This is a genomic window from Paenibacillus sp. FSL R5-0623, assembly GCF_037974265.1.
Taxonomy (GTDB): Bacteria; Bacillota; Bacilli; order Paenibacillales; family Paenibacillaceae; genus Paenibacillus.
On sequence record NZ_CP150233.1, the window covers coordinates 3,707,491 to 3,730,293 of the forward strand.

General features: G+C 42.4%; 21 protein-coding genes. 16 read left to right on the forward strand and 5 right to left on the reverse strand.

Going from position 1 to position 22,803, the window contains the following annotated elements; translation table 11 throughout:
• Window positions 1-16 precede the first annotated feature (16 nt).
• Complete coding sequence (locus tag MKY92_RS16160; RefSeq protein ID WP_339296897.1) at window positions 17-961, reverse strand: NAD(P)-dependent oxidoreductase; 945 nt, start codon at window positions 959-961, stop codon at window positions 17-19.
• A gap of 181 nt (window positions 962-1,142) precedes the next feature.
• Between MKY92_RS16160 and MKY92_RS16165 the strand changes: the two genes are divergently transcribed.
• Window positions 1,143-1,703, forward strand: a complete 561-nt coding sequence (locus MKY92_RS16165; RefSeq protein ID WP_339296898.1) for an XRE family transcriptional regulator — start codon at window positions 1,143-1,145, stop codon at window positions 1,701-1,703.
• Window positions 1,704-1,919: 216 nt separating this feature from the next.
• Window positions 1,920-3,152, forward strand: a complete 1,233-nt coding sequence (locus MKY92_RS16170) for an MFS transporter (RefSeq protein WP_339296899.1) — start codon at window positions 1,920-1,922, stop codon at window positions 3,150-3,152.
• 107 nt (window positions 3,153-3,259) lie between these two features.
• Here the strand turns inward: MKY92_RS16170 and MKY92_RS16175 are convergent, their stop codons facing one another.
• Complete coding sequence (locus MKY92_RS16175; RefSeq protein WP_339296900.1) at window positions 3,260-4,816, reverse strand: BCCT family transporter; 1,557 nt, start codon at window positions 4,814-4,816, stop codon at window positions 3,260-3,262.
• Between the two features lie 376 nt (window positions 4,817-5,192).
• On the opposite strand from MKY92_RS16175, the gene MKY92_RS16180 reads away from it, so the two are divergent.
• Window positions 5,193-5,645: a pentapeptide repeat-containing protein gene (locus MKY92_RS16180; RefSeq protein ID WP_339296901.1), complete on the forward strand. Its 453-nt coding sequence runs from the start codon at window positions 5,193-5,195 to the stop codon at window positions 5,643-5,645.
• A 157-nt stretch (window positions 5,646-5,802) separates the two neighbouring features.
• The gene (locus MKY92_RS16185; protein WP_339296902.1) at window positions 5,803-6,426 is read left to right on the forward strand and encodes a histidine phosphatase family protein; all 624 of its coding nucleotides are present in this window, start codon (window positions 5,803-5,805) and stop codon (window positions 6,424-6,426) included.
• Between the two features lie 130 nt (window positions 6,427-6,556).
• Here MKY92_RS16185 and MKY92_RS16190 read toward each other — a convergent pair whose 3' ends face one another.
• A complete protein-coding gene (locus MKY92_RS16190) occupies window positions 6,557-8,149 on the reverse strand; it encodes an FAD-dependent monooxygenase (protein ID WP_339296903.1) in 1,593 nt (530 codons plus the stop codon).
• Window positions 8,150-8,279: 130 nt separating this feature from the next.
• On the opposite strand from MKY92_RS16190, the gene MKY92_RS16195 reads away from it, so the two are divergent.
• The gene (locus MKY92_RS16195) at window positions 8,280-8,915 is read left to right on the forward strand and encodes a TetR/AcrR family transcriptional regulator (protein WP_339296904.1); all 636 of its coding nucleotides are present in this window, start codon (window positions 8,280-8,282) and stop codon (window positions 8,913-8,915) included.
• A 143-nt stretch (window positions 8,916-9,058) separates the two neighbouring features.
• Here the strand turns inward: MKY92_RS16195 and MKY92_RS16200 are convergent, their stop codons facing one another.
• Window positions 9,059-9,316 (reverse strand): GlsB/YeaQ/YmgE family stress response membrane protein, encoded by a 258-nt coding sequence (locus MKY92_RS16200; protein ID WP_024630063.1) that lies wholly within the window; start codon window positions 9,314-9,316, stop codon window positions 9,059-9,061.
• A gap of 157 nt (window positions 9,317-9,473) precedes the next feature.
• Here MKY92_RS16200 and MKY92_RS16205 point away from each other — a divergent pair, with 157 nt between their 5' ends.
• The 7 genes from MKY92_RS16205 to MKY92_RS16235 all read left to right on the forward strand — a co-directional run bounded on the left by MKY92_RS16205 (window position 9,474) and on the right by MKY92_RS16235 (window position 16,110).
• Window positions 9,474-10,181 (forward strand): response regulator transcription factor, encoded by a 708-nt coding sequence (locus tag MKY92_RS16205; protein ID WP_339296905.1) that lies wholly within the window; start codon window positions 9,474-9,476, stop codon window positions 10,179-10,181.
• 41 nt (window positions 10,182-10,222) lie between these two features.
• Window positions 10,223-11,605 (forward strand): HAMP domain-containing sensor histidine kinase, encoded by a 1,383-nt coding sequence (locus MKY92_RS16210; protein ID WP_339296906.1) that lies wholly within the window; start codon window positions 10,223-10,225, stop codon window positions 11,603-11,605.
• Between the two features lie 125 nt (window positions 11,606-11,730).
• Entirely contained in the window at window positions 11,731-12,435 is a 705-nt protein-coding gene (locus MKY92_RS16215) for a hypothetical protein (protein WP_339296907.1), read from the forward strand.
• A gap of 426 nt (window positions 12,436-12,861) precedes the next feature.
• A complete protein-coding gene (locus tag MKY92_RS16220; protein WP_339301811.1) occupies window positions 12,862-13,836 on the forward strand; it encodes a phosphotransferase in 975 nt (324 codons plus the stop codon).
• A gap of 88 nt (window positions 13,837-13,924) precedes the next feature.
• Window positions 13,925-14,176 (forward strand): hypothetical protein, encoded by a 252-nt coding sequence (locus tag MKY92_RS16225; RefSeq protein ID WP_339296908.1) that lies wholly within the window; start codon window positions 13,925-13,927, stop codon window positions 14,174-14,176.
• A 112-nt stretch (window positions 14,177-14,288) separates the two neighbouring features.
• Complete coding sequence (locus MKY92_RS16230) at window positions 14,289-14,864, forward strand: TetR/AcrR family transcriptional regulator (protein WP_339296909.1); 576 nt, start codon at window positions 14,289-14,291, stop codon at window positions 14,862-14,864.
• Between the two features lie 205 nt (window positions 14,865-15,069).
• Window positions 15,070-16,110, forward strand: a complete 1,041-nt coding sequence (locus MKY92_RS16235) for an NADH:flavin oxidoreductase (RefSeq protein WP_339296910.1) — start codon at window positions 15,070-15,072, stop codon at window positions 16,108-16,110.
• A gap of 219 nt (window positions 16,111-16,329) precedes the next feature.
• Here MKY92_RS16235 and MKY92_RS16240 read toward each other — a convergent pair whose 3' ends face one another.
• Window positions 16,330-17,349, reverse strand: coding sequence for an alpha/beta fold hydrolase (locus tag MKY92_RS16240; RefSeq protein WP_339296911.1), 1,020 nt, complete (start codon window positions 17,347-17,349; stop codon window positions 16,330-16,332).
• Between the two features lie 145 nt (window positions 17,350-17,494).
• Between MKY92_RS16240 and MKY92_RS16245 the strand changes: the two genes are divergently transcribed.
• From MKY92_RS16245 to MKY92_RS16260, 4 genes are all read left to right on the forward strand, one after another.
• Window positions 17,495-18,403 (forward strand): LysR family transcriptional regulator, encoded by a 909-nt coding sequence (locus tag MKY92_RS16245; RefSeq protein WP_339296912.1) that lies wholly within the window; start codon window positions 17,495-17,497, stop codon window positions 18,401-18,403.
• Window positions 18,404-18,473: 70 nt separating this feature from the next.
• The gene (locus MKY92_RS16250) at window positions 18,474-19,190 is read left to right on the forward strand and encodes a class I SAM-dependent methyltransferase (RefSeq protein WP_339296913.1); all 717 of its coding nucleotides are present in this window, start codon (window positions 18,474-18,476) and stop codon (window positions 19,188-19,190) included.
• 274 nt (window positions 19,191-19,464) lie between these two features.
• Complete coding sequence (locus tag MKY92_RS16255) at window positions 19,465-21,396, forward strand: fructose-1,6-bisphosphatase (RefSeq protein ID WP_339296914.1); 1,932 nt, start codon at window positions 19,465-19,467, stop codon at window positions 21,394-21,396.
• 178 nt (window positions 21,397-21,574) lie between these two features.
• Window positions 21,575-22,462, forward strand: a complete 888-nt coding sequence (locus MKY92_RS16260; protein WP_339296915.1) for a chromosome condensation regulator — start codon at window positions 21,575-21,577, stop codon at window positions 22,460-22,462.
• Window positions 22,463-22,803: the final 341 nt, after the last annotated feature.

The window sequence follows — 22,803 nt, forward strand, 5'->3', positions numbered from 1 at the left end:
TTATTGCACCAAAACATCATAACTGATTGAGCTTGCTTTCAGGCTCCTCACCATTTTCTACACGTTTTATATTCTTTATAAAGAAATCATATCTTGTTTTATGAAATTTCCGACCATCAGGCATTCCCGCTGTATGGGGAGTAAGTACCACATTACCCAGATTCCGGAGTTCACTATCAATAGGAAGCGGTTCAGATTCAAACACATCGAGGCATGCGCCTGAAATATCCCCGTTTTTTAATGCATCAATCAAGTCTCTTTCATTGACAATGCCGCCGCGGGCTGTATTGATAAAAAGAGCGGTATTTTTCATTTTTTTGAATGTCGCTTTGTTAATCAGCTGTTTGGTTTGTTCATTCAAGGGTACATGTACACTAACTATGTCCGATGTGCTTACAAGAGTATCAAAATCCGTCTTTTTCACAAAATCGTCCGATTGTACAGTGGCATTTCTCGCATACGCCAGTACATTCATATCAAAAACCCTGCAAAACGCAGCAACTTTTTTTCCAATAGCACCCAAACCGATAATTCCAATCGTTTTGCCCTTTAACTCATTCCCTGTATAGTCCAATTGATTTTCATCCATCTTATTTTTCATGAAAGTATCAAGAGACGGTATGTTTTTATAATAAGACAATAACAGTGCCATGACGTGCTCGGCCACTGCCTGTGCATTCACTCCTGCAGCATTGGCCACCCAAATGCCGCGCTGTGTACAGGCAGGGACATCCACATTATCAAATCCTGCACCCGTCTGTACCAATTTTAATTTTTTTGCGTTAGAAAGCAGGCTGTGATCCACTTTAATATGTTCAGGAATGATTACCTGGCAATCTTCAATATGATGCAGCATTTCTTTTCCGGGCGGAACAATTACAACGTTCCAGTCTTGCGGAAAACTCCCTGCAATATTGGATTTTGAGGTCTCGCTAAAATAGCCAACGATGAGAATCTTCATTGCTAAACCACCTTTCATAAGCTATACCATTTTTCAAATAAAACCGTTGATGCTCGTCATTCTATCCTTTTAATACAATTTTATCAAGAAAATTTCATTACGTTCTATTGAACCGGAATGGAAAAGAATCTCGATAAACAATATACTAGCTATATAGTTTTTTTGTTGAGGAGAATATCAAATGGATGAAATCGATGAGTCAAAACAAATTGTATTACAAATCGGCGGTGCATTAAAAAAGTATAGAAAAGAAAAAAACATGACCTTAGACGACTTATCAGAATTAACGGGTGTAAGCAAACTTACTCTGGGGAATATCGAACGTGGTGAAACAAATCCAACTTTGGCCATCATATGGAAAATTTCAAAAGGAATATCTTTACCGCTATTGGCTTTGTTCACATCAGAGAAACCCGTTAGTTTGTATCGAGCAGGGGAGGGACTGCGGTTTTCTAATGATGAAAAAAATTGGATCATTGAACCCGTCTTTAAAAGCAACGATATTGAAATGTGTCGGGCATACTTACAGCCAAATAGCTCGTATTATCCTGAAGGTCATCATGTGAATACAACTGAAATTGCCACAGTAATGACGGGTTCCATTGAGTTACAAGTCAATGGAGAGATGTACACATTGAATCAATATGATACGATCAGTTTTCGTGCAGATTATCCCCACGCTTATACCAATCATACGAATAACGAAACAGTGCTCCATATATCCTTAAAGTATGGCTTCTAAAAGCCGAAAATCCACTTATTAAATGCAACTCCGAATTCCATGACGGGAATTCAGAGTTGTATTTTTTTAATCAATTTTAGTATATTATAAAATAATTATTGTTTATAAAAGTATATTATAATATACTTTTATTATTCGCGCGGATGTTATAGTAAAGTTTTTCAGCCAACAAGAAGCAAATATAAGACGTAAGAATTCAGGAAGGAGAAATGAAGAATGCCGAATAAACAAAATAAAAAATTCGTGCCATCCTCTGTAGCGCTGATCATTCTCGGCATTATTGTTATTGCAGCTAATTTACGTACTCCCTTAACCTCAGTTGGTCCTTTAGTAGGTTTTATAAGGGATGACGTTCATATTTCAAATACATTAGCAGGCCTGATCACAACGGTACCCTTGCTTGCCTTTGCTGTGTTATCACCTCTTGTACCAAAATTAGGACGGAGGTATGGGGTTGAGCGTATCATTTTGATTGCCCTAATCTTTCTGACTGTTGGTATTGTAATACGATCTTTATCTGGCGCAGTTAATCTGTTTATTGGAACAGCGATTCTTGGATTCGCCATTGCCATATGTAATGTATTATTGCCAAGTATAATCAAAAGGGATTTCCCAAATAACATTGGTTCCATGACAGGAGTTTACTCCATTTCAATGAATTTATGTGGAGCAATCGCATCGGGAATCAGTGTACCGCTAGCCATGAACGCAGGGCTAAAATGGCAGGGAGCATTGGGAATATGGGGGATTCTCAGCTTTGTATCTATCCTCTGTTGGTTACCCCAATTAAGAACTCAAACGAAGCAAACAGCCACGACAAGTCAACAAATGGTAAGCAACGATGTGAATGTTTGGCGATCCCCGCTTGCTTGGCAAGTAACCTTGTTCATGGGTATACAGTCTATGGTTTTCTATGTATTGATCGCATGGTTGCCTGAAATTTTAAAGCAGCAAGGAATTGACTCTAACCAATCTGGATGGTACCTCTCGATCATGCAGTTAGCGATGCTTCCATTTACCTTTATTATCCCTGTTATTGCCGGGCGTATGTCTAACCAACGTTTGTTAGTGGTTATCACAACCATTTTACTTTTGACGGGGACGCTCGGACTTCTTTACGGAAGTTCTAATGTCATTCTGTTGTGGATCGTCATACTCGGAATTGGTGGAGGCTTCGCCTTTAGTTTAGCCATGATGTTTTTCGGGTTACGGACTGAAAATGCGCATCAAGCAGCAGAACTATCTGGCATGGCCCAATCGATCGGATATCTTCTTGCCGCAATCGGTCCAGCCCTTATAGGATATCTGCATGATGCAACAAATAGTTGGCACCTGCCACTTTTCATTCTTCTTGGGGTTTCCGTGTTACTATTTATAGTTGGTATAGGAGCAGCAAGTAATCGTGTTGTAGGTAGTCGAAATGATTACGAATTGCCACGGAAAGGATGATAACTATGTGTGACAAAATTATGGTGACCATTGATAATACCATGAAATAAGATATAAAAGGTACCTGCCTTAAGACAGGTACCATCTCTAAAGAAATCAAGTATACATTACCTGCCGGGAATTTCATTCAGCGAGTGTTCTTGTTCTTCCAGCAGTCGTTTCAGTTTTTGGCGCTGCCGTTTTTCTTTCTGACGGCGCTCTCTGTCCTCAGCTTGCAGAGCCTTGAGCAGGGAGAAACACATACCAATAAGAACAACAGCGAACGGCAGTGCGGCCACAATGGAGGCCGTCTGTAGACCGTTCAACCCCCCGCTGATCAGTAGCACTACCGCGATGGCGGACTGCATGATTCCCCAGGTTAATTTCACTCTCGTACTCGGGTCCAGCTTGCCATCTGAAGACAGCATACCCAGCACAAAGGTAGCCGAATCAGCCGACGTAATAAAGAAGGTCATGATCAGAAGTGTAGCGATGAATGCTATGATCGTACCCAAAGGCAGCTGCTCAAGTGTAAGGAATAAAGCGGTTGTTGTATCTTCTTTGACGGCCTCCGCCAAATGGGCGGCATTAAACAATTCGAGGTGAAGTCCTGTTCCGCCAAAGACGGAGAACCAGATAAATCCGAACAGACTTGGAAAAACCATGACGTAAATTACAAACTCCTTTATGGTTCTTCCTCGGGATACCCTTGCGATAAAAGTACCGACAAAGGGAGCCCATGCGATCCACCATGCCCAGTAAAATAACGTCCATGCTCCAATCCAGGTTTCTTTGGAGAACGGTGTCAGTCTCAAACTCATGTTAATAATATTCTGCATGTAACTGCCCAAGGTTGTCGTGAATGTGTCAAATATAAAAGAAGTCGGTCCAGTCACCAATACAAACACCATCAATAGCACAGCTATAACGAGATTGGTGTTGCTCAGAATCTTAATACCTTTATCCAGACCAGAGGTTGCCGAGATCAAAAACAGTACGGTTACAATTGAGATAATGACAATCTGGGACAGCGTCGAGTTTGGAATACCGAATAAGTAATTCAGACCCCCACCGATCTGAAGCGCACCCAATCCAAGAGAGGTTGCAACACCGAAGATCGTTGCAATGACTGCAAGAATATCAATGATCTTACCAAGCCAGCCTGCAGCAAGACGTTCACCGATCAGCGGAATAAAGGTGGAACTGATCAGTCCTTTGTAGCCTTTCCGGAACTGGAAGTAAGCGAGCGCCAAGCCGATGACGGTATAGATAGCCCAAGGATGAAGCCCCCAGTGGAAAAAGGAATAACGCATTGAAAGTCTTGCTGCTTGCGTTGTTTCGGGTACCGCGCCCTCCGGTGCAGATAAATAGTGGGACAGCGGTTCAGCAACTCCCCAGAAAACCAGCCCAATGCCCATACCAGCGCTAAACAGCATGGACAGCCAGGAAACCGTAGAATATTCCGGCTCATCATCGTCATCCCCCAGCCTAATACCGCCAAATCGGCTGAACGCCAGATAGAAAGCAAAGATCAGGAAGAACAGTGTCGCTAGCAAATAAAACCAGCCAAAATTCTGAATAGAGAAGTTGTAGGCAACATTAGCCACATCCGCCAGCTGAGCAGGAGCGACGGCTCCCCATATTGCAAACAGTACAACGATGATAATTGTGATTGTAAATACCATGATGAGACCTCCATTATGTAAGCTTCAGCCAACTGTTCCTTAGTATGTGCTAGTCCGACTTGTAATATTTCGGAAAGCTAGCTGTTGATAATTTAAAACAAACCGCCGTGTAATGAAACACCCGTCGGTTTATTCGTTCCCTTTTTAGATATGATAGGGTGATAGGGATGAGAAGACTTGAGTCTGGTAAGTCAGTAAACAACGAATTATTTTCTGATATTGTGAGGTATGAACACGAAACGATAAGCGGAACGACTATAATAAACTCGAATGTTGGTTCACCAATATTTTGGAGCTGTAACCTGCAACATATTATATTTGATACCTGCGATCTTACAAATGCGAATTTTCCTCCTGCGATATGAGAGGGATGACATTGGAGAATGCTACGTTTATCGACTGTACTTTTTATAAATGTAGATTCAATGACCGGGTTTTACAAGCGGCGAATATCGTCAATTGTTCCTTTACCGGCAAGCTAGTGGATAATACGTTTGAGGGAATTGGCAACCAAAAGCTAATCGCCAATTTTGAAAACTGCAACCTTGACGGTGTTCGTTTTGTCAGTTGTGATCTGACGCAATGTATTCCGCCAAAATCCAAAAACCATGTGTATGTTGAACAGGTATCCGCACGTGTGAAAAATGCTCTGACGAAGATAGACGATGACCCTAATCTATCTGAAGATGATCGGAAAGTACTGGTACGGAGTCTGCGCAGGCTTGGGCCTATGGAACAATATATTTTTAACACAACGCATATGAAGAAATTATATGGTGATGTTTTTGTTGAACGATTTTTCAGTAGTCTGGATTGTAACATTGCGTAAACCTAAACAACAGAAATTATATAGGATAACAACGGGAACAGTATATATGTATAGAGTAGCCTTTTCCTTGAATCTAGAAACTTGACGTAGAGTAGATGAAGTGTTGTATAAATTATCGCAATAAGGGGAGCGTAGAAGAAAAAAAGGTGGAAGATAAATGTACCGATTATTCATTTTGATACCCTGTTTTTTTCTGTTGCTTGGAACAACTTTTAGTGCCTGGGGAGCAGAGATTACCGGTTCTTCTCTCATAAAAGATCTTCAAAAAGGCGGATACATCCTTTATATCCGACATGGAGATGCAACTGTAGGGGAAGATCAACAAAACTTTAGTTTAACAGATTGCACTACGCAGAGGAATTTAAGTGTTTTGGGAAAGGAACAAGCTGATAAGTATGGCGATGCTATCCGTAAATTAAACATTCCCGTCCAAATACCTTTAGAAGCAAGTCCATTATGTAGAACCCTCCAAACGGCTCAGATTGCTTTTGGTACACAACATATAAAAGTAAATGAATTCTGGTTAAACATATATAATCTCGGTCAAAACCCGAGCACTGAAAAAATAAATAGTACATTGCAAGCATTTACAAATGAAATTGAACAAATACCTCCAACTCATGTTAACAGAGTAATTATAGCTCACTCTTTTCCTCCTGGGATAGGATTAGGAGAACTCGCGAGTATGGAGACCGTAATTCTAAAACCACTGGGAGATCAAAAAGGGTATGAGGTTATTGGGAAATTGACATTAGAAGATCTTTTACAACTAGCCGGATAGCCGGAATGTCAAACTAAATTGAAGATTGTAATTCATGAGGCAAAATTTAAAAAAATGGATTGAAGTGAAAAGAAGGGGGCCGCTTTTGGTGACAAAAGTTGCCCTTCTTTGATTTTCTCTTGAATTTAGCTTATTTCCCGCTGGCCTTATCCAAATCAGTTTGCCCAATATATGGAATCAAGTAATTCGAAATCGATGAAGTATCATCAATGGAGGTACGCATTGCAATGTAACCGTCGGGACGAATCAATATGAGTTCTTTATTTGTTACATCGTAAATTCGATAGGCATTACCTGCTGTGTCTATTAAACCTTCCGCCGCCCCCTCCATGTTGGATGGCAGGATACAATGCATATGGAGTTCGTTGTTGGTGAAGTTCATTAGCGAAGGATCGATGCTGTTTGCAAAAGCCAAAAGCGTCCAGTGTGGGCCTCGCAATAGGTCAAAGAGACTTCCTGCAAATCCCGTGCCTTGCAGGCCCCTAGCATTAGGAGCACGATCCCCAGGAAATGAACGGGTAGCATTTGTTCGAGCAGGATGACGGGTAAGCGAACTTGAGCGATAGGAAATGAGTAGCCCACTCGTCAGATCGTCGGATATGGTGCTCAAAGTTTGGGACAACCCTCCGCCTTCAGTCGCCGTTCCTATGACCACTCCCATCTTCTTCGTGCTGTCCTCAAGAACAGATTGAGCCACAGGGCGGCGCTCCTCATCGTACGTGTCGAGTAAGGCGGTGTCCGCTCCCCGCATCACAGCCCCCAGCTTCCAGCCGAGATTGTACGCGTCCTGCATCCCCGTATTCATGCCTTGACTACCGGCCGGCGAATGAACATGAGCAGCATCGCCGGCAAGGAAGACCCGGCCGTTGCGGTAACATTCGACCATACGAACGTTGACCCGATAGATGGACAGCCAGGAAGCATCCATGAGCCGAACACGTCCGGCCCCGGCGCGACGGTCAAACATGGCTTGATACGCCTCTAGCGACGGCTGCTCTGGTTCTTCGATGTCTTCCGGAATTGTAGCCTGCAGTTGCCAAATATCGGATTTTGGCAGCGGCGTCACCCCGACCATCCCCTCCGAAGAAGTCCAGATATGGATACGGTCACGATCTAACCCTTCCAATCGTACATCGCCAAGATACCATCGCTCATGATCGTGTGTTTCCCCAACCAACGGTAAGTGAACAAATTTGCGGATATTGCTTTTGCCTCCGTCAGCGCCGACTACATAACGAGCGCGAATTTGCTCTTCTCCTTGTGGTGAATTCACGGTTATCGTTACACCATCCTCATCCTGAACAAGCCTTATGGCTTCCATGCCCAACTCAACTTGACCGCCAAGCACTGCATATCGGTCGCGCAATGCTTTTTCCACATCATATTGAGCAATCCAAACCGGATCACGATAGGGTGTTTCAAGTTCGGGGCTGACTGCAACGGTAATAGCCGGCTTGTCCACACTCCTGCCATCTGCGGTATAATAACGAACAGGCAAATCCACAACACCTGTGTCCATAATGTAACGAACGGCCTCCAAATCATCAACAACCTCAAGGGAGCGGGGCTGGATTGCTTTGGCGCGAGAAGCAACGTTAAATAAGGAGCTTCGTTCAATAATACGATGGTCCACGTTTCGACGGGCAAGGTCACAGGCAAGTGTAAGCCCTGTTGGTCCGGCCCCAACAATGAGAACATCAACAAAAGAATGCACGGTTTTCATGAATAGAATCCTCCTTGTTCATTGATTTGATATGCTACATTTGTTATACTACACCGTGCAGTGTAGTTTGTAAACAGAACAGAACTCCAATCAATTTCTGCTGGTATACCTATAAGGGGGCAACGTAAGAATGGATCATACGGAAAACAAGAAAATACGCAAAGGTTCTTCAGACAAAAGAGCTAAAATTATGGCGGCAGCACGAGACCTGTTTCTTTCCGATGGGTTTGATCGATCCAGCGTCGATGCGGTCGCAGCTAAAGCGGGAGTTTCCAAACGGACAGTTTATGATTATTATGGCGACAAACAGAATCTACTGCTTGCCGTTGTTGAAGAATCCAGTTTGGCGGTTCTGGACATGATTGAGCAAGGGATTTCAGATCACCTCTTGGAATTCGAGGATCTGAAGCAGGCGCTCATCTTATTTTGCGAACAAATCGTAGCTTCTGCGAACGGTTCGTCCGATTACATGGCTTTGATCCGTCTGGTTATGGTGGAAGCCGCCAACCTGCCAGACTCGTTTTTTGAAAGGCTGGATAACGCAACTGAAAAGGGGATTATCAGGAGGTTTACAGAGTTTGGACAAACCGGATTGCTCCATGTGCCCGATCCTGAAATGGCTACAAAGCACTTCGCTGCATTAACGTTTTTATTGGTATTTAATCAACCTAGAAAAACAGAGGCATTCGAAGAGGAACAAACCAAACGTATCATCACTGAAGGAGTACGCGTCTTTCTTAGTGCTTATGGACCTCGTACCGTTTAAAACGAAAATCAACCATCATACTGATTGCGATTTTGTTCAAAAAATAAAAAAGGACCGTAAATGTTCATCTTCCATCGATGAATGCTTTCGGTCCTTTTGTGTTTATCCTTAATGAACGACGGTATAGTTCCCGTCTCTCTTTGTTAACGTCTTCGGAAGGCTCCGCCGCGTGCCAGAGCAAAGAAGATGAGCAGGGCAATAATCGAGCCAACGATGGCGGGAATAATATGAAATCCACCAATCACCGGCCCCCTTGGTCCCAGCAATTCCGTTCCTAACCAAGAACCGATAAAACCCGCAATAATGTTCCCAAGTACACCGCCCGGTACGTCCCGCCCAATCAAGTTGCCGCTTAACCAGCCAATAAGTCCACCAACAATGAGCACCCAGAGCAGATCCATGGATTGTTCTCCTTTCTTCGGGGTTATTACAAGTTATGTTGGGTTCGTTTGAATATACCTCATCTTCCTGCTGGTGGAGGAATCTAAATCGCCTGTGCTAAGATAGGTTAATAGTTGATTAAAGCTGGTGAAAACAAGGCTTGATAGGGGTGTACAGTTGAAGAAAATCCTAGTCATTGATGATGAAATCGCAATTCGAGATTTAATTGAGCTGGTGCTAAGGCGAGAAAACTACGATGTGCAGACCGCAGAGGACGGCAAAACGGGCTTGCAGCTGCTCGACTCTTTTCAACCCGATATAGTGGTACTTGATCTGATGCTGCCTGACTGCTCCGGATATGATCTATGCAAGGAAATCACCGGGAAACGTGCCGTTCCTGTGATCATGCTCTCAGCCAAAAACGAGGTAATCGACAAGGTGTTGGGACTCGAGCTAGGGGCGGAAGATTACATGACCAAACCCTTTGACAATCGTGAATTGCTCGCTCGGATCAAGGTGATTCTGAGAAGAAACGAGAGCAAGGAGGAATCAAGTGAAGGAACAGAATTGAAATCTACACGCATCATTCATGAAGAGCTGACATTTGATCTGGAAAGCCGCAGGGTGCTGAAAAACGGTGTACCCGTGTCTTTAACGGCCAAAGAGTTTAAAATTCTGGAAACGTTACTCAAAAGGCCAGACAAAATCTTTACCCGGGATGAGCTGCTGCAGATCGGATGGGGATATGATTTTATGGGAGACAGTCGCAGTGTGGATATGACCATCATGCGATTACGGAAGAAGTTGGAGGATAACGCGGACGAACCGAAGTATGTCAGGACGATTTATGGATTTGGCTATCAACTTGGAGGTGGCGAGGCCTGAAGTATGCAACCCGGTTACTGCTGAATTATTTATTTTTCTCCGTGCTGTCCTTTGGCATCATCATTTTTGCGGTGAATAAAGCCATCGATTACTACAGCTTCATTACCATTGAGAAACAGATGATGGAGAAAGCGGATCTGTCCGAGTTGTCCTTCCGTGAGGTGTTATCACAGCATAGGTCATCCTCAGGAGAGCCCCAGACCAAGGAAATTGTCAGACTTGCTTTGGAGAAGCTGAAAGCTTCGGGCAAGGAAGTACGTATCTATGACAGCTCCAAGCAGTTGCTGGGCCTGGCTGTGGATGGCATCATCATTAATGATGGCAAACCTCTTATTTTCGAAAAAAATATTGAGAAAGCCCTGAACGGCAGTTATGCCTACACCGTCACGGAAGATCATCTGCTTTATTTTGCGACGCCCATTCAGGATCAATTCTACGAAAACGCTTATGTGTATGAGTTCGTGGAGGACATTTCGTACTTTTATGCGATTATGGATCAAATCCGTTATATCCTTTTTGTCGGTGCAGGCGGATTTATTGTACTGATTACGTTATCCAGTCTGTGGATTGCCCGCAACACTACCAAGCCGATTAAGCTGTTGCTTGGCGCTGCGCAAAGTTTCTCTAGACAGGAGTTTCGGAGAGTTCATCTAAACCGGAAGGATGAGCTAGGAATGCTGGCAGATGGGCTGGATTCCATGGGGCGGCAGCTTCATGATTACATTCAATACCAGAAACAATTTGTCTCCAACGTATCTCATGAGTTAAAAACACCCTTGGCAGCCATTCGTGGTTTCTCTCAATACTTGGTTGAAGGGGAGAACGAGAACAAGGAGCTGCAAAAAATCTATGCTCATCTGCTGCAGGAATCGGATCGACTGACACGCTTGATTAATGAACTGTTGTTGTTATCCCGATTCGACAAGGCTGGTTCTAACGAACTGGAAGTCGAGACAACGGAAATGAATGAACTTATTCAGGAAGTCACAATGAATATGGGAGCCAAGGCTAAGGATAAAGGTATCGAGATCAGAATCAGTCAAGTGGAGGAAGAACCAGATGATGAGGGTACGACAAAAGTTTACGCCAACGTGAATCCAATGCTGATGTCCCATGCGATCGCGAACCTTGTGGACAATGCCATCAAATATTCAGGCAGTCCATCGCTAATCGAATTGAAGTTGGAACATACGCCAAGTGAGGTAGTTATACGGATACGTGATCAAGGCATAGGCATCGCGGGCGATGAGCTGGAGCGAGTGCAGGAACGTTTTTACCGGGCGAAAAATGCAAGTACAGCGAACGGTTCAGGTCTTGGACTTTCTATTTGCAAAGAGATTGTAGAGCGGTTTAATGGATATATCGACATGGAAAGTCAAATCGGGGAAGGAACGACCGTTACGATTGTTTTGCCTCGTGCGTAGACTTGCATCTAAACCCAAGCCTAAATAGGTAACGTTACAAGATTGGTACATTTCTGTTATAAGACTAACAAATGTTTTATTTATAATCACTTCATAAGAACAAATCACACATTTATGGAGGGATCATGATGAAGTTAACCAAGAAAGCTGCAGGTTTTATCATACTAGGTGCTCTACTAACGGTGGCATTAACGGGCTGTCAGTCCAGTGATGCTACATCTCCAGCAACCGGACAGAACACAGCGAATGAACAGAGCAAAGGCGAAGGAGCAACAAATGCTAATGCGCCTGCTTCCGAAAGTTCGGAAGAAAAGGGTACTGAAGCTATTAAGGAAGGTTCGATGGAGAAGGAAGGCAATGTGGTGCTGAAGGAGCTTGCTTTTGTCTATAATGAGCACACCATTGCAATTTCGGATACAGCGAATGAAGATCAGATGGAACAGATGCTGGGCAAATCGGATAATCTGAAATCTCATACGTACAGCGCCGACGATGGAACAAACATGGATACGTTAATCGGTTTTACAGAAAAGGTATACACGTATCCTGGTCTGAAGATTAAAACAATCAGTATACCGGAGGGCAAACAAGACTCCATCTTTCATATCGAAATCACAGATCCTAAGTACGCGACAGTACGAAACATTAAAGCAGGAGACAGCCTGGACACACTCAAAAATGCCTACCCTGAGGGGAAACTGCTTGGCGATGGAGCCCCTGATGAGGAAGATGACTACCGTTACGAGCCATCCAATTATGTGGATGTGATGTCGTTTCATATCAAGGATGCCAAGGTAGAGAGCATTCAGATCTACAGCCTTCTGGACTAATATTTAGTCGAAGGACAAGAACATAGTCCTATTGAAGTCGCTAATTTAGCGGCTTTTTTTATTTTATCGGTACAATGGGATGCCATGGCATACACAGGGTAGGATCTGATACCAGTAAAGAAAACGTAACGATTGTCCTAAGTATACGATTGTATAACAAAGCGAAAGGGTCATCCCTCATAGGATGGCTCTAAAACTTGCTGTTACAGACAACACGGAGGACAGTATCGTAAACGAAGAAGGTCGATTGAACTAAAGGGAAACAATAGTTCCATGAAACCAAAGGAGACCGCCGATCAACAGGATCGGTGGCTTTATTCGACTACCGGGCAGTAAAGTTTAGTTATAATCAACTTTTATCACCATAAAATAAAGTTCACTTGGTAAAATTGTGAAGTAAAAATCACATTAACTGGGGTGGATACTATGCTTTCTGAAGAAGATTATGCGAAGGTGGCGAAAGAAGCTTTACAGCAATACCCAATCTATTGGGAAAAACTTGTGTATCTCGGAAAGAGTGATAATGTTACATTTCAAGTTCAGACCAACGATGATCATCAAAAGTTTCTTATCAAAATCCATATCTCAACGATTTCCATTCAATCAAAAGGGAATATCGCATCAGAGCTTATTTGGCTTGAAGCTTTGGTTAAAGATACAAATCTCGTCGTACCTGCACCGGTCAGAAATCTTCAAGGTGATCTGGTAACAGAAATCTCAACTGATTTTAGCGAAAATACAATCATGCTGACTATTCATCATTGGATTCATGGAAGCGTACTTCAAAGAGAGCCAACAAGTAATGAAACTGAAAATTTAGCTCTCTTAATGGCGGCTCTACATAGACATTCTATGCAGTGGAATGCACCTGAAGGCTTTAATAGGCCAATATACAATTCTGATCATTTATATTCATCACTTAATCAATTAAAATGGTTAGTAAATTTAGAGCTTATCTCAAGTGAAGTGTTTGTTCATGTGGAAGAGTCAGCACATAAAATAGCAAATGTGATACAAAATCATAAACGTTTGCCAAGTAACTGGGGAGTTATTCATTCTGACCTTCATGAGAGTAACTATGTATTTTATGACGATACTCCTCAACCTATAGATTTTTCGAATTGTGGCTATGGCTTTTATTTATTTGATATGGCTGAAACATTTTTGCATCTTTCATCTGATAATAGGAAAGTATTTATTTCATCGTATAGCAAAGTAAATCAACTGGAAGAGAATTATGTCGAGTTATTGGAAGCATTTTTTATTTGGTCAATCATTAGGACTTTTGCATTCCATTCTCTAAATCCAAATGAACAACAATCCATAGCGGCAAATTTTCCATCAGTTATTGAAAACTATTTTAGGAAATATCTTAAAGGAGAAATTTTTTTGTTAAACTAAGGAGTAGGTTAGTGTAATTTCCCGTTTTAGATAACGTGATAATATAAACAGAGTTCAAGACATGAATACAATAAATGGAGGGGTAGGATTGAACAAGTATGTGTTACATATAGTTGCAAGTGTAATTTGCATATTGTTACCTGCTGTTGGCCTCTTATATGTTTTGTGGGATAGCAACCAACCCAAAATAGGTCCTTTAGGAGACGGAATACCAAATTATCCTTCAATATCTCAATGGATATCTATTGGCTCTTCTTTTATTCTTGGAGTAGTTAATTTACCTCTTTCCATAATTCGATATAGACAAAAGGCTAAAGAAGATAACGGGCAGGATAGATGAATTTTGTGAATATACGCTAGGTATGCGAACGATAAAAACATAAACATTTTTCAAACAGGATGTAAAATGATCAGTTCTTGACTGTATGGTCAATAACTGATACATTAATCCCATGAGCAGACCAAGAGAATTTGATGTCGATCGTGTATTACAACAGTCTATGGAAGTGTTCTGGAATCAAGGCTTCAAAGCAACTTCTTATGAGGACCTTACGCGTACTACAGGAGTCAAAAAGCAAAGTTTGTACTGTGTTTTTAAAGACAAGCGGTCGTTGTTCCTGAAGGCGCTGGCACTTTACCGTGAACAGGTTATAGCGAAACTGAAACAGATTGAAGCCCTGGATTCGTCTCCCGTTGATAAACTGGATACCTTACGATATTCCCTTTTAGACGATGAAACTAGCTGCCAAGGGTGTCTAATTGTGAATGCATCACTCGAATTCGGAACAGATGACAAGCAGGTCACACGCGAAGCTGAGCTCATGGTAGAAGAGATTCAACTGGTATTAGAGAAGATCATACGTAGTGGCCAGAATCAACAGTTAATTTCCAACCGGTATACGAGTATAGAGCTTGCATCTTATCTAAATAACACCATTCTTGGTGTGAGAGTTATGGAGAAATCAGGTTCATCCCGTGAACAGATCGAGACGGTTCTGCGTACTTCATTTGGCATGATCATGTCTTGATCTTTTTTTTGTGGAATTCTTGACTACGAAGTCAAAAATAATTAAAGGCGGATTAATACACCACGAAACCTTGAAGGAGGTGGGGCTTTTTGATAAAAATCGTGTATTGATTCATTTGGAAATAACGTCTAGCTGTTAACCAGGCTGGTTGCTGTTTAACATCTCCTAGGTCAATTTATATAATACGAAATATGTGGAGGTTATTATGAATTATTCTCAATCCGTAGAAGCATTGTTCCAACCTGTAGAGTTAGGTCACTTGAAGTTATCCAATCGGATCGTGATGGCGCCGATGACGCGTCAATTTTCTCCGGACGGTATCCCGGGTTCGAATGTTGCGGGCTATTACCGCCGCAGAGCAGAGAACGCAGTCGGGCTTATTGTGACGGAAGGGACAATAATTAATCATCCGGATGCATCCAATCAAGCCAATGTGCCTCACTTTTATGGCGAAGCTGCAATGAATGGTTGGGCACATGTTGTATCTGAAGTACATGAAGCTGGCGGTCGAATTATTCCACAGATCTGGCATATGGGAGCCAAAGGTCATGTTAATGATTATTCGGAAGCTGAGATTGCTACAATCGTTCAGGAATTCGCAAAAGCAGCCTCAGAAGCGAAACGCGTTGGGTTCGATGGTGTTGAAATCCATGGAGCACACGGCTATCTGATCGACCAATTCCTGTATGAGAAAACCAACTCTCGTACAGATCGTTACGGTGGAGATATGATGGCTCGCACACGTTTTGCAGTTGAAGTGGTTGAGGCTTGCCGTAAAGTAGTGGGATCGGAATTCCCTATTGTACTGCGTTTGTCTCAGTGGAAGACAGATGATTATCAGGCTAAATTGGCTGAAACACCGGAATTACTAGAGCAGCTTCTTGCACCGTTGGTTCAAGCTGGAGTCGATATCTTCCACTGTTCCACACGCCGTTTCTGGGAGCCGGAATTCGAAGGGTCTGATCTGAATTTTGCTGGTTGGACCAAAAAACTGACTGGTAAACCGACAATCACTGTTGGATCGATTGGTCTTGATGGTGACTTTACAAGTCTGTTCACAGAAGGTAAAGGCGCAAGTAACGTCGGTATCGAGGGATTGGTACAACGACTTCAGAATGATGAGTTTGATCTGGTTGCTGTAGGCCGTGCTCTTCTAGTCGACCCTGAATGGGTTAAGAAAATTCAAGAAGGACGTATTGATGATCTGGTTCCATTCACAAGAGAGGCGATGACTGTACTTACTTAATTGTAGTTATAATCATTAGGAATATGTATTAATCAAACACACCTTCAAGAAAATGAAACCTTGTCGTAAGATAGGGATATCATCTTGGAGGTGTGTTTGTAATGGCAACCAGAGTGAGTTATCCGGTGGAACTAAAGATGAAAGCCATAGAAATGAGACTGGCATTAGAGCAGAACAGGGACTTGCTAGGCCTGACAGACATCCAATGCAATTGACGATCTATTCATTAGTGCTAAGTGACAACAAGTGTTTTAGATTGTCATCAATCAATTGATTATCGGCACTGTTGATTCCACGACCGGCAAAATGGCCCCAGATCGATTGAATTGGTTTCAAGACAGCATTAGGTATACGCTTAGCTTCGTATTCATTATCGGCCGCTGTGCAGAAGAGATCCGTGCTTCCCGGCATGATACAGGCATAAGCTTTTATGCTCTGAAGTGCTTTATCAAAGTCTCCGTTATAAGAGGGGTTTGCACTGATATCTGCATGTTGCCCTGTCCATAACATGGCCAGAACATTATGCGGATCCATATTCATAAAGCTATTTTCCCAGACACCAGCTATAAAATCCTCCAATGTGTCAAATCCCATCTCACGGTAATGCTCTTCTCTATAAAATGCATGTGATAGTCCCCATCCTGCATACACCCGACCAACGGCACGCATGTCTGTCGAACTTAGTTGGTTTAATTTACTTGAGTCGAAACCGACTGCAGAGAGCAGTGAAGCTTTCACGCCTTCCAGAACCACAAATGTGTGTGGCCAAGGTTTGGCGATGCCTCCGAAAGGCGCGATTCGTTCGACCATCTCCGGGTAACTTGCCCCCCATTGAAATGCCTGAATGCCGCCCATCGACCACCCAACGACGAGAGCAATCTTTTGAATACCGAATTTTTCGGTCAGCAGTTGGTGCTGGAATCGAACGTTGTCATAGATGGTTACCTGTGGAAAGTTAGCCTGATCGAATGGAGGAGGCGTGTTACTGGGAGAAGAAGAGAGTCCATTGCCCAGCAAATTGGGAACGATAATAAAATATTTCTCTGGATCCAGTGCCATCCCGCTGCCAATGAGCCATTCATTCTGAATATGCTGATCTCCAAAAGCCGTTGGATAGACAATAACATTATCCTTCTGTTCATTTAATTTCCCGTAAGTTTTATAAGCCAGATAAGCGTTTGGTAACGTCATTCCTGATTGTAAGATGACATCACCCAAATTAAAAATTTCATAATCCATCGTATAGTCTCTCCCTTCAAAATGAAAAACCACATGTTCCCTGTGATCTCTTGTACTCAGTATAGAGCTGTGATACTCTCAATAAAAGTGAATAGAATTCATAATAGAATTCAATAAAATTGAAAGATGAAGGTGGGATCATCGGATGGAATTTCGTCAACTGAATACGTTTTGTACCGTTGCAACAACATTGAATTTCACGCGGGCAGCAGAAGCGCTGAGCTACGTTCCTTCCAACGTCACGATGCAAATCAAAGCATTGGAAGACGAGCTAGGTGTTCGCCTCTTTGATCGGTTGGGTAAGCAACTCGCACTCACAACTGCGGGTAAACGCTTTTTAACACACGCCCAAGGCGTTCTTGAAAAAATGGACGAAGCTCGTAGTGCTGTCCATGATAATGAAAAACTAAGTGGTACCTTAACGATAAGTGCGAATGAGGTTATTTGTTCCTATCGGCTTCCACCTGTCTTCCAACGGTTTCGTTCGCAGCATCCGGGAGTTCGTCTAATCTTCCGCTCAGTTCCGAATCAAGAACTCAAGCAAACGCTCTTTGAGGGAACCACGGATTTGGTTTATATGTTGGATGAACCCATTCGCTCGAGTGGACTTTCCGTGGAGCCTTTGCTGGAAGAACATTTCCGATTGTTAGCTGCTCCAGATCACCCACTCGCCAAACGAACTGTGCTGCAATTGGAAGATTTTCATGAAGAAGTGTTCCTGACAAATGAGAAGGGTTGTCCCTATCGAACGATGTTTGATCGGTCATTTGAGAAAGAGGGCATTGATAACATTACATATTTAGAGTTTCAAAGTGCGGAAGCCATTAAACAATGTGCAATTTCAGGCATCGGTATTGCCTTTCTTCCTGAGATCGTCGTGGAATCTGAAGTTGAACGCGGAGAACTTGTTGTCCTCCCATGGCAAATTCCGGACTTGCAGGTATATACACAGATGTTGTGGCATAAAGACAAGTGGCTTTCACCAATCATGTTATCTTTTATAGAAGCAACCAGGGAAGTTTTTGGATCAAAGAATGAGAATAAAACCATATAGGTTATGTATGAGACATCAAACTGACTGTTGAGCACAGTAAAATGCTGTTGAAAGTGAGGAGACATTATTTATGATTCCATTAGTATATGACCAGATTAACCATTGGGGAAAAGACGATGAATTTTTCCTTTCATTGTTAAAGAGATTACAAGTTGAATCTATAGCTGACCTGGGCTGTGGAACAGGAAGATGGACTACTCATCTTGTTCAGTACGGTTATAAAATTACCGCTATAGATCCCAATGAAGAAGCGATTGAAATGGCGCGAAGTAAAGATAATTCTGGAAATGTGAATTGGATTATAGGTGATAGTGCAGATTTACAAACCAATACCTATGATGCGGTAATTATGACAGCCAATGTTGCACAGGTATTTCTTACAGATGATAGTTGGAAGCGAGTGATCTCAGACGTATTCCGATCCCTAAAAATTGGGGGTCACTTTATTTTTGATACAAGAAACCCTTTGGTAAAAGTATGGGAAGAATGGGAGAAGGACAAAACTCCTGACTTCGCTAAAGATAGACTAAGCGGAGATCCTTTGGAAATTTATACAGAATATGAAGGGTTCGAGGGAGATATTTACACTTTCTATGAAATAGTGAAAAATACCAAAACAGAAAAAGTGTTAGTTCATGAAAAAATGCAGCTGAGGTTTCGAAATCAAGAAGAACTTGATGAGTCGCTGAAACAAATCGGTTTTTCAAAAATTAAAACATATGGTGATTGGGAATTTAAACAAGCAAATTTGGAGAATAGATCGTTTATTTTTCATTGTGTAAAATAGCAGTTAGTAAAAAAATGTCGAGAAACAAGAACATGTTCTCATTGAAAGTCGCTATATTAGCGGCTTTTTTATTCCTAAAATAACTACAGACATTGTTCATTCAAATCCATTCAATGAAATTTGTTCATATATGATGAACTGGAGTATGATGGGGAAGGCAATGCTGATAATCACCATATAATCAATGCCAAGTATAAAGTGTAATTTTATATAGGTCTAAAGCTTTTGGACCCAGCTATACAACACCATACTTCCTTGAAGGGGGACATCTGTTTTGGATGAGCAGTTTCTAGATTTATTGGCCGAGAAATATGATACGGAAGAAAAAATCATAACAGAGATCATCAACCTTGAAGCGATCTCCAATCTCCCAAAGGGAACCGAGCATTTTGTCAGTGATTTGCATGGGGAGTTCCACGCTTTTCAGCATGTACTAAGAAACGGTTCGGGTACTGTCAAAGAGAAAATCAAAGAATTATTCCGGGAGGTTTGGACGGATCAAGAAATCAATGATTTTGCGGCGTTAGTTTATTACCCGGAAGAAAAAATACAGCTGGTTATAGGGGAACTGAGCAATAAACAGGCTTTGAACCAGTGGTATAGACTAACAATTGAACACATGCTTAAGCTTATTTCTTATGCGTCTTCCAAGTATACACGCTCAAAATTGCGTAAAGCTCTGCCGGAGCAATATGTATATATTGTAGAAGAGCTTTTATACAAGACGGATTCGACCAACAATAAGAATCCTTATTACGAGGAAATATATCGGCAAATAATATCCTTGGGCCAGGCGGACAATCTCATTATCGGACTTGCTTATACGACACAGCGTCTGGTCGTTGACCATCTTCATGTGGTTGGAGATATCTATGACCGGGGGCCGTACCCCGATAAAATTATGGATACGCTGATCAACTACCATTCTGTAGACATACAGTGGGGGAACCATGATGTCCTTTGGATCGGAGCCTACGCAGGTTCCCTGGTCTGCCTCGCGAATATTATTCGGATCTGCGCCAGATACGATAATCTGGACATCATTGAAGATGTATACGGAATCAATCTGCGCCCACTGCTAAACCTGGCGGAGAAATATTATAAAGACAATCCGTCCTTCAGACCTAAGCTACAGGCTGGCCATAATGTATCGGAGCAGGAAATTCTGCAGATCACCAAAATTCACCAAGCCATTGCCATGATCCAGTTTAAACTTGAAATCCCGATTATCAAGAGACGCCCATACTTTAATATGTCTGAAAGACTTTTGCTGGAACAGATTGATTACGACAACAATGAAATCAATATCTGCGGTAAAACGTACATGCTGGAAAACACCTGTTTCGCAACCGTTAATCCGCAGAAACCTGAACAATTGCTGGAGGAAGAACGCCAGGTGATGGAAAAGCTGTTGTTTTCCGTTCAGCATTCCGAAAAGATGGCCAGACATATGAATTTTCTCATGAAAAAGGGTAGCCTTTATTTAAAATACAACGGGAATTTGTTAATCCACGGCTGTATTCCTTTGGATGAAGAAGGAAATATGGAAGAACTGCAGATTGAAGACAAGACATATGCGGGCCGTCAATTGCTTGATGTTTTTGAAGATTATTTACGTTACGCCTTTGCGCATCCGGAAGAGACAGAAGATCTGGCGACGGATATGGTATGGTACATCTGGACAGGGGAATGCTCCTCGCTCTTTGGAAAGAGAGAAATGACCACTTTTGAACGGTATTTTATCCAAGATAAAGAAGCACATAAGGAGAGAAAGAATCCTTACTACCATTTACGTGAAAATGAAGAGATCTGTCGAAAAATCTTACAGGAGTTTGATTTGAATCCAGATCATGGACATGTCATTAACGGCCACACACCTGTCAAAGAAATTAGTGGAGAGAGCCCTGTTAAAGCAAACGGAAAAATGATCGTGATTGACGGCGGTTTTTCCAAAGCCTATCAATCCACAACGGGCATTGCCGGATATACCTTGTTGTACAATTCCTTTGGCATGCAACTTGTCGCCCATAAGAAATTTAACTCAAAAGAAGATGTCTTATGTAACGGAACGGACGTGTTATCTCTAAAAAGATTGGTGGACAAAGAACTGGCGCGGAAACTGGTGAGGGAAACCAATGTCGGTGAACAGCTGTTACAGAAAATCTCAAATTTGAAGGATCTATTAGACTATCGCGACATGAAATGAAACGATTGCTAAAAATACACACCTGGATCAACCGTTTGAGTGCAATATGACGTAGACGCTCGTATTGGGCAGGGAAGTAATAATACCCAGCCTGTACGAGCCTTTCTTTTGTAGCAGTGCGATCTAACAACGTAGAGGAAATGTAAATTTGCCTTCAATTTGTGGAGAGGAGGAAGATATGGACTACAATTCACCGAAGGAAACAGTGTTTGAGACGAAACGGTTCCGTAGCTGTACCATAGCGGCAGGTCGTCGTCATACCGTTGCTCTTAAATCTGACGGAACAGTAATAGCTGTGGGTGATCATAAATACGGTCAATGTAAGGTAAACGATTGGTGCCATATTGTCGCAGTTGCTGCTGGTAATGTTCATATGGCTGCGAACACCGGTAATGCACATACCGTTGGTCTTAAATCTGATGGTACGGTAACTGCTATAGGTTGGAATAAGCATGACCAATGTAATGTAAGCGAATGGCGCGATATTGTAACCATTTCGGCAGGTTGGTGCCGTACGGTTGGGATTAAATCAGATGGCACTGTGGTTGCGGTGGGGCGAAATAATGAAGGGGAATGTAACGTGAGCAGCTGGCATAATATTGTATCGGTCACGACGGGTGACTGGCATACAGTTGGTCTAAAATTAGACGGAACGGTAACAGCCGTTGGTAACAATAAGTATAACCAATGTAGCGTAAACGACTGGAGCGACATATTGGCTGTTTCGGCGGGGTATCTTCATACGGTTGGGCTCAAATCGGATGGCACGGTAGTGGCTGTGGGAAGAAATAATGATGGTGAATGCAACGTAAGCGGTTGGCGCGATATTGTGGCAGTTTCAGCGGGGAGTTATCATACTGTTGGTCTTAAGTCTGACGGTACAATGGTTGCGGTGGGTTCGAATAAACATCACCAATGCGACGTACGTGGCTGGCACGATATTCGAGCTGTTTCGGCGGGGTGTGCCCATACGATTGGACTGAAATCGGATGGTACGATGGTTGCTGTGGGTGATAATGATTATGGACAATGTGATGTAAGCAGATGGAGTAGCATCCAACAATAAAAAAGGGAATTTTATATCGAGAGACAAGATCATGACCCCATTGAAGTCGCTATTTTAGCGGCTTTTTTATTTTATCGGTACAAGTTTTCCCAAGTCAAGGACATGAACATGGTCCGATTACCGATCAGCATACAGATAATCGGTTCTTCTCTCCATAAATTCATTGAGCTAACGGGAAAGATAGTTCATATAGGGTGGAGGGGTATAAAAAGATGTTGACTAATATAGGGTAGGGGGGTATTGTATTTAACAAGAGGTCGACTAGACCTGAGGAACTGGCCTCGAGAGTACAGCCCATCGTTTAGGTCAAACTAAACCAAAAAATTACCCACAAGAAGGGA

Bases quoted from the DNA above. Each gene is read 5' to 3' on its own strand.
- MKY92_RS16160 (WP_339296897.1), bottom strand. From the start codon at position 961: ATGAAGATTCTCATCGTTGGCTATTTTAGCGAGACCTCAAAATCCAAT.
- MKY92_RS16165 (WP_339296898.1), top strand. From the start codon at position 1,143: ATGGATGAAATCGATGAGTCAAAACAAATTGTATTACAAATCGGCGGT.
- MKY92_RS16170 (WP_339296899.1), top strand. From the start codon at position 1,920: ATGCCGAATAAACAAAATAAAAAATTCGTGCCATCCTCTGTAGCGCTG.
- MKY92_RS16175 (WP_339296900.1), bottom strand. From the start codon at position 4,816: ATGGTATTTACAATCACAATTATCATCGTTGTACTGTTTGCAATATGG.
- MKY92_RS16185 (WP_339296902.1), top strand. From the start codon at position 5,803: ATGTACCGATTATTCATTTTGATACCCTGTTTTTTTCTGTTGCTTGGA.
- MKY92_RS16190 (WP_339296903.1), bottom strand. From the start codon at position 8,149: ATGAAAACCGTGCATTCTTTTGTTGATGTTCTCATTGTTGGGGCCGGA.
- MKY92_RS16195 (WP_339296904.1), top strand. From the start codon at position 8,280: ATGGATCATACGGAAAACAAGAAAATACGCAAAGGTTCTTCAGACAAA.
- MKY92_RS16200 (WP_024630063.1), bottom strand. From the start codon at position 9,316: ATGGATCTGCTCTGGGTGCTCATTGTTGGTGGACTTATTGGCTGGTTA.
- MKY92_RS16215 (WP_339296907.1), top strand. From the start codon at position 11,731: ATGATGAAGTTAACCAAGAAAGCTGCAGGTTTTATCATACTAGGTGCT.
- MKY92_RS16220 (WP_339301811.1), top strand. From the start codon at position 12,862: ATGCTTTCTGAAGAAGATTATGCGAAGGTGGCGAAAGAAGCTTTACAG.
- MKY92_RS16230 (WP_339296909.1), top strand. From the start codon at position 14,289: ATGAGCAGACCAAGAGAATTTGATGTCGATCGTGTATTACAACAGTCT.
- MKY92_RS16235 (WP_339296910.1), top strand. From the start codon at position 15,070: ATGAATTATTCTCAATCCGTAGAAGCATTGTTCCAACCTGTAGAGTTA.
- MKY92_RS16240 (WP_339296911.1), bottom strand. From the start codon at position 17,349: ATGGATTATGAAATTTTTAATTTGGGTGATGTCATCTTACAATCAGGA.
- MKY92_RS16245 (WP_339296912.1), top strand. From the start codon at position 17,495: ATGGAATTTCGTCAACTGAATACGTTTTGTACCGTTGCAACAACATTG.
- MKY92_RS16250 (WP_339296913.1), top strand. From the start codon at position 18,474: ATGATTCCATTAGTATATGACCAGATTAACCATTGGGGAAAAGACGAT.
- MKY92_RS16260 (WP_339296915.1), top strand. From the start codon at position 21,575: ATGGACTACAATTCACCGAAGGAAACAGTGTTTGAGACGAAACGGTTC.